The organism is Kitasatospora sp. NPDC048540 (assembly GCF_040651175.1).
In the GTDB taxonomy this organism is placed as follows: domain Bacteria; phylum Actinomycetota; class Actinomycetes; order Streptomycetales; family Streptomycetaceae; genus Kitasatospora.
On sequence record NZ_JBEZIR010000228.1, the window covers coordinates 1 to 5,617 of the forward strand.

7 protein-coding genes are annotated in these 5,617 nt (G+C 76.1%); 3 read left to right on the top strand and 4 right to left on the bottom strand.

The genetic code is table 11. The features are described from left to right. From AB0D08_RS40005 to AB0D08_RS40015, 3 genes are all read left to right on the top strand, one after another. Positions 1-527 (top strand): phospholipase domain-containing protein (locus tag AB0D08_RS40005; protein ID WP_359895280.1); only part of this gene is annotated, 527 nt, incomplete at its 5' end. Between the two features lie 84 nt (positions 528-611). After that, a complete protein-coding gene (locus AB0D08_RS40010; protein WP_359895281.1) occupies positions 612-1,277 on the top strand; it encodes a hypothetical protein in 666 nt (221 codons plus the stop codon). A 104-nt stretch (positions 1,278-1,381) separates the two neighbouring features. After that, the gene (locus AB0D08_RS40015) at positions 1,382-2,320 is read left to right on the top strand and encodes a bile acid:sodium symporter (RefSeq protein WP_359895284.1); all 939 of its coding nucleotides are present in this window, start codon (positions 1,382-1,384) and stop codon (positions 2,318-2,320) included. Positions 2,321-2,347: 27 nt separating this feature from the next. On the opposite strand, the gene AB0D08_RS40020 is transcribed toward AB0D08_RS40015, so the two are convergent. The 4 genes from AB0D08_RS40020 to AB0D08_RS40035 all read right to left on the bottom strand — a co-directional run bounded on the left by AB0D08_RS40020 (position 2,348) and on the right by AB0D08_RS40035 (position 5,446). Then, complete coding sequence (locus AB0D08_RS40020) at positions 2,348-3,049, bottom strand: class I SAM-dependent methyltransferase (protein ID WP_033826262.1); 702 nt, start codon at positions 3,047-3,049, stop codon at positions 2,348-2,350. A gap of 132 nt (positions 3,050-3,181) precedes the next feature. Continuing rightward, positions 3,182-4,417: a glycoside hydrolase family 3 N-terminal domain-containing protein gene (locus AB0D08_RS40025; RefSeq protein ID WP_359895282.1), complete on the bottom strand. Its 1,236-nt coding sequence runs from the start codon at positions 4,415-4,417 to the stop codon at positions 3,182-3,184. Between the two features lie 118 nt (positions 4,418-4,535). Continuing rightward, positions 4,536-4,679 carry a hypothetical protein gene (locus AB0D08_RS40030; RefSeq protein ID WP_158515676.1) on the bottom strand — a complete coding sequence of 48 codons (144 nt, stop codon included), beginning with the start codon at positions 4,677-4,679 and terminating at the stop codon, positions 4,536-4,538. A 47-nt stretch (positions 4,680-4,726) separates the two neighbouring features. Next, on the bottom strand, positions 4,727-5,446 hold the full coding sequence (locus AB0D08_RS40035; protein WP_359895283.1) for a YdcF family protein: 720 nt from the start codon (positions 5,444-5,446) through the stop codon (positions 4,727-4,729). Between the last annotated feature and the right edge of the window lie 171 nt (positions 5,447-5,617).

Sequence of the window (5,617 nt, forward strand, 5' to 3'; positions counted from 1 at the left end):
CCTACGCCCCCGGCGCCGACGTCACCATCGACCGGGCCACGGGTGCCGTCACCTGCACCCTCACCAACACCGGCACCGTCGGCTACCCCTTCACCATCTACCCCAACATCGTCTACGCCTTCGCCGGCACGCCCTACACCGTCGCCGCCGGTGCCTCGAAGACGTACACCTGGGACGCCTCGGCGACGGACGGGCGCTACGACTTCACCGTCCACGGCCCCGACGGCTTCGTCCGCCGCTTCGCCGGCACCGTGGTGTGGGCCGACCAGAGCGACGTCGCCGTCCCGCGCGTGACGGCGACCGTGCAGCCGGGCGGCGTCGCGCTCCAGCTCGTCAACGACGGCGCGACGGCGGTCTCCTTCACCGTCACCCCGAACGACTTCGGCGGCCAGATCCAGACCGTGTGGGCCCCCGCCAACGGCCGGGCCGCCGTCACCTGGCCGCTGAACAACGGCCGCTACGACATCACCGTCACCGCCGCCACCGGCACCCGCTTCGCACGCCGGTACGCGGGCACCGTGCACTGACCCGCCCGGGGCCCGGGGCCGCACCGACACCGGTGCCGGCCCCGGGCCCCGGCGTTGTCCCAGGGGAGCGCTAGCATCCGCGGCATGGGACTCGCTATCTCCGTCGGTCTGCTCCACGACCTCGCCGCACACGACCAGGAGGGCCTGGCACACCACCGGCAGGCCTTCGACCGCCTCACCGAGGCCCTGGCCGGCGAGGGCATCGACTGGCAGGAACCACCCGCCACCTCGCCCGCACCGGCGCCCGGAGCCACCTGCTCCGCCGGTTTCCCGTACAGCCACCTCACCCATCTGCGCCGCGCGAGCGTGCTCGCCGCCCGGGGCGAGGCCGTCACCCCGGCGTCGGCCTGCGACCCGGAGCAGTACGAGCGTGACCTCGACGAGGTCGCCGACGAGTCCTCGATGTTCTCCTCCCACCTGCTCTGCCACAGCGACAGCGCCGGCTACTACGTCCCGGTGGACTTCCGGGACCCGCTGTTCCTGCCCGAGGAGAGCGGGGTCGCCGGGGCCGGCATGGTCGGCTCCAGCGTGCGGCTGCTCGCCGAACTGCTCGCCTTCGCCCCGGCGATCGGTGTGCGCACCGAGCCCGACGGCACGCTGTCCGCGGCCGAGGCGGCCCGGCTCGGCGGCGCCCGGGCCGAGCACGAGCAACCCGGCGGCGGCTTCGAGGCCGAGGGGTACGCCTGGCTCCAGCTGTACCGCGCCTGCCGGGCGAGCATCGCGGGCGGCCGGGCGGTCGTCTTCCACTGAGCGGCCCGCCGGGCGGGCGGTGTGAGGATGGGGACGCGGCCCGCCCCGACGGGGCGGGCGCGGAGCCAGGAGCGGTGGCAGTGGTGCAGGACCCGGTCGAGTGGATGGAGCGGCACCAGGTCGCGGTCTACCTGGCGGCCACGGCCGTCGGGGCCGCGCTCGGCGCGGCGGTGCCGGCGGCAGGTCCCGGCCTGGAGCGCGCGGTCAACCCGGTGCTGGGCGCGCTGCTGTTCGTGACCTTCCTCCAGGTGCCCGCCGCCGAGCTGGTGCGCGCGCTGCGCGACGGACGCTTCCTGTCGGCCGCACTCACCGTGAACTTCCTGGCCGTACCGCTCCTGGTGGCCGCCGTGCTCCCGTTCCTGCCCGACGACCGGGCGGTGCGGCTGGGAGTGCTGCTGGTCCTGCTGTGCCCGTGCGTGGACTACGTGATCGTGTTCAGCGGGCTGGCCGGGGGCGACAACCGCCGGCTGCTGGCGATCACCCCGGTGCTGCTGCTCGTCCAGATGCTGCTGCTACCGCTGTACCTGCTGGTGTTCCTGGGACCGGGGCTGGGCGAGGTGGTCGCCGCGGGCCCGTTCCTGACGGCCTTCGGCTCACTGATCGTGCTGCCGCTGGCGCTGGCCTGGGCCACCCAGGCGTGGGCCGCGCACCGACCGGCGGGCCGGCGCGCGGCCGACGCGGCGGGCGCCGCCATGGTCCCGCTGATGGCCGCCACGCTGCTGACCGTGGTCGCCTCCCAGCTGCCCCGGCTCGGCGGCAGTCTCGGCCGGGTGGCCGCGGTGGTGCCGTGCTACGTGGTGTTCCCGTTCGTCATGGTGTTCGCCGGGCGGGCGGTGGCCCGGCTGCTGCGCCTCGGCGTCCCGGCCGGGCGGGCGGTCGTCTTCAGCGGCGCCACCCGCAACTCGCTGGTGGTCCTGCCGCTCGCGCTCGCCCTTCCGGCCGGGCTGTCGGTGGCGGCGGCCGTGGTGGTCGCCCAGACCCTGGTCGAGGTGGTCGCCATGGTGGTCCTGGTACGGCTGGTCCCCCGGCTCCTGCCCGGCTGAGCCCCGGGCGGGACGGGAGCGGGCCGGTCAGAGGTCGGCGACCACCGCGTAGCGCTCGTCGTCGACCGGGCCGCCCCACAGCTCCGCCCTCCCGGCCAGCGGCTCGACCCGCACCTGCCGGACCAGCGGTCCCACCGCCGCGGCCAGTTGCGCCGAACCCACCCCGCCGTACCAGGGCAGCGCCGCCGCCCCGGCCACGTACGACGGCTCGCCGTCCGGCCCGGACGGGTCCGCCGGCCCGTCCGGCGCGGACTCCCGCCAGCGCCCCTCGACCAGGACCAGCCGGCCGCCCGGGCGGATCCGGTCCACCCAGGTGCGCAGGGCGGCCGCGGGATCGGGCAGGGTCCACACCAGGTGCCGGCACAGCACCAGGTCGAAGCGGTCGGCCCCGGTCGGCGGCGCGGCCGCGTCCCCCACCAGGAAACGGCCCGGCAGGCCCGCGGCCGCCAGCTTGGCGCGGGCCAGGGCGGCCATCCCGGGGGCCAGGTCCACGCCGGTCACCCGGTGTCCGGCGCGGGCCAGCAGCAGGGAGAGCGAGCCGGTGCCGCACCCGATGTCGAGGACGTCGGCGGGGGCGGGCGGCGCCCAGGAGTGGAGCAGCGCGGCCCAGGCGTCCCGGGTCGGCGCGGCGCGAAGGCCGTGGTCGGGTTCCTCGTCGAAGGCGGGCGCGGCCGCGTCCCAGTAGCGGGCGATGGCGGCGGTGACGGCGTCGTACCGGGCTTCGGTCATGGACCGATCCTCGCAGCCGGCGCCGACACCGGTCCGGCACCTGCACCGGTCCGGCGGTGCGTGCGTGTGCGTGCGTGCGTGTGCGTGGGTGCGTGTGCGTGGGTGCGTGAGCGCGGGTGCGTGAGCGCGGGGTCAGTGCAGCGCGGCGCGCAGGGCGGTGACCCGGTCGGCGGCCGCGGTGAACTCGGCCCGGTCCAGGGTGCCCGCGTCGAGGGCCGCGGCGAGGGCGTCGGCGGCCTGCTGGCCCTGGGCGGTGTCGCGGGCCGAGCAGAGCAGCAGGTCCATGCCTGCGGCGGCGGCCGCGACGGAGCGCTGCCCGGTGGTGCCGAAAGGTTTCAGCGCGCCGGCCTCGATCGCGTCGGTGACGGTGACCCCGCGGTAGCCGAGCCGGCCGCGCAGCTCCTGGACGGCGGCGGACGAGAGCCCGGCCGGACGCTGGGGGTCCAGCGCCGGGTACACCGCCCAGGAGAGCATCACCATCTGGACCCCGGCGGTGACCGCGGCCTGGAACGGGACCTCGTCGACGGTCCGCAGCTTGGTCAGCGGGACGGGCAGGGTGACCGGCCCGGCGTCGGTGTCCTGGCCGGCCGGTGCCGAGCCGAGACCGGGGAAGTGCTTGGCGGTGGCCGCCGCTCCGGCCTTCTGCTGGGCGGTGATGAAGGCGGAGCCCAGGGTGGCGACGGTCCGGGGGTTGCTGCTGTAGGAACGCTGCTTGGAGTCGATGAAGTTGCCGGGCGTGTAGTAGACGTCGAGCACGGGGGCGAGGTTGGCGTTCAGGCCGAGACCGGTGAGGTTCTTGCCGGCGCCGGTACCCGCGGTGGCCGCCGCCGCGGACGGGGCGGCGGAGTGGCCGATCTCCTTGGCCGAGGGCACGGGGGCGCCGGGCAGCCGTTTGATCAGCCCGCCCTCCTGGTCGGTCATCAGGAGCAGCGGCTCCTTGACCGGGCTCTGCCGCTGGGCCGCGCGCAGCTGGTCGACCGCCGCTTTCAGCTGGGCGGAGCTCGAGACGTTCTCGCCGAAGAACACCACCCCGGCGGCGCGTCCCTCGCGGATGACCCGCAGCAGTGACTCGGGCGGGGTCAGGCCGGGATAGGAGTACACCACGCGCCGCCCGGCCAGCTGATCGGCGCTCAGCTGCGCGGCGGTGGGCGTCGGACTCGGGGTGGGGCTCGCCGGCGGGCTCGGGCTCGGCGTAGGACTCGGGCTCGGGCTCGGGCTCGGGCTCGGGCTCGCGGCGGCGGTCGGCGGTGCGGACGGTGTCGCCGAGGAGCCGGCCGGGGAGGGGCCCGCGGCCGTCCCGGAGGTGGAGGAGCAGGCGGCGAGCAGGAGGACCAGACCGGCGGCCACCACCGGGGCACGCGAGGGCACGGCTGCTCCTTCCGCTACGGACGGACCGCAATCGCTCCCAGGCTAGGTCCTGTCCGGCGGATCCTGTCGGATCGGCGCGCGCCGCGGCCCGTCCGCCCGCGGTCCGCGCCGCGTGCGGTCAGGGGTTGTTCTCGTACCAGCCCAGTGCGTCCCCGGCGTACTCGTCCTCGGGCACCGCGTCGGCCCAGCTCGACGCCAGGTAGAGCAGTGCGGCGGTGATCCCCAGTGCCCACCAGCCCCAGCGGGGTATCCGTTCTCCCATGGCCCGAGCCTACGCCACGGTCGGCGCCCGCACGGCCGGACGGTTCGTCAGATGTCTTTCTTTGCAGTGTCTTTCGGCCCTTCCGCCGGGCCCGGGCGGTCCGGGATCAGGGCCCCGGTGAAGCCGTCGGCGGCCAGCCGCCGGCCGGCCTCGCGCACCCGCGGCGGCACCTCCTGTTCGACGGCGAAGCCGCGGGCCGGGTACTCCAGGACCCGCTGGAGGGTGCCGACCAGCTTCTCGACCACCAGGCGGCCGTCACCGATGCCCCGGACGTAGGTGTCCAGGGCGACCGGCGCGGAGGCGCAGACGGCCTCGGTCCGCGGCCAGCGGCGGCGGCAGGTCGCGTAGGCGCGGCGCTCCATGTACGGCATCGCGATCAGTATCACCGAGCGGGGGTGCACCCCGGCGCCGGTCAGCACCCGGCGGGAGAGGGTGAGGTTCTCGCCGGTGTTGCGGGCGTGCGGCTCCAGCAGGATCGCCGCCGCGGGGACGCCGAGGGCGGCGGCCCGTTCGGCGAAGTGGACGGCCTCGCCGCGGGGCAGCCGATCGGCCCGGGTCCGGTTGGCGGCGCCGCTGAACACGACGGTCGGGAAGTACCCGGCCCGGTACAGCTCGGCCGCCCGGACGGGCACGCCGAGGTCGTGGCTGCCGAGCACGATCGCGGCGTCGCAGCGCCGCGGCGGGTGGCCGAGGCGCAGGTACTGCCAGAGCAGCCCGGCATCGCGCCACTGCCGGGGGGTGATCTCCGCTCCCGGGTCGTGTGCCATGGCGCTCCCCGTCCGGCCGGCCTGCGGCCGACGGTCCGCCGGCCCGACCGCAGCTTAGGGGCCGGGCCGGGCGGTGCGGTGCACGCGCGGCGGCCCGCCCTCCCCGGAATCTCTCAGGCCACCCATACCGCGCGGGCGTGGCACATCTGGAAAGTGGACACGGCCGCGCCG

Coding starts and splice junctions, on each gene's coding strand:
- AB0D08_RS40010 (WP_359895281.1), top strand. CDS start 612: ATGGGACTCGCTATCTCCGTCGGTCTGCTCCACGACCTCGCCGCACAC.
- AB0D08_RS40015 (WP_359895284.1), top strand. CDS start 1,382: ATGGAGCGGCACCAGGTCGCGGTCTACCTGGCGGCCACGGCCGTCGGG.
- AB0D08_RS40020 (WP_033826262.1), bottom strand. CDS start 3,049: ATGACCGAAGCCCGGTACGACGCCGTCACCGCCGCCATCGCCCGCTAC.
- AB0D08_RS40030 (WP_158515676.1), bottom strand. CDS start 4,679: ATGGGAGAACGGATACCCCGCTGGGGCTGGTGGGCACTGGGGATCACC.
- AB0D08_RS40035 (WP_359895283.1), bottom strand. CDS start 5,446: ATGGCACACGACCCGGGAGCGGAGATCACCCCCCGGCAGTGGCGCGAT.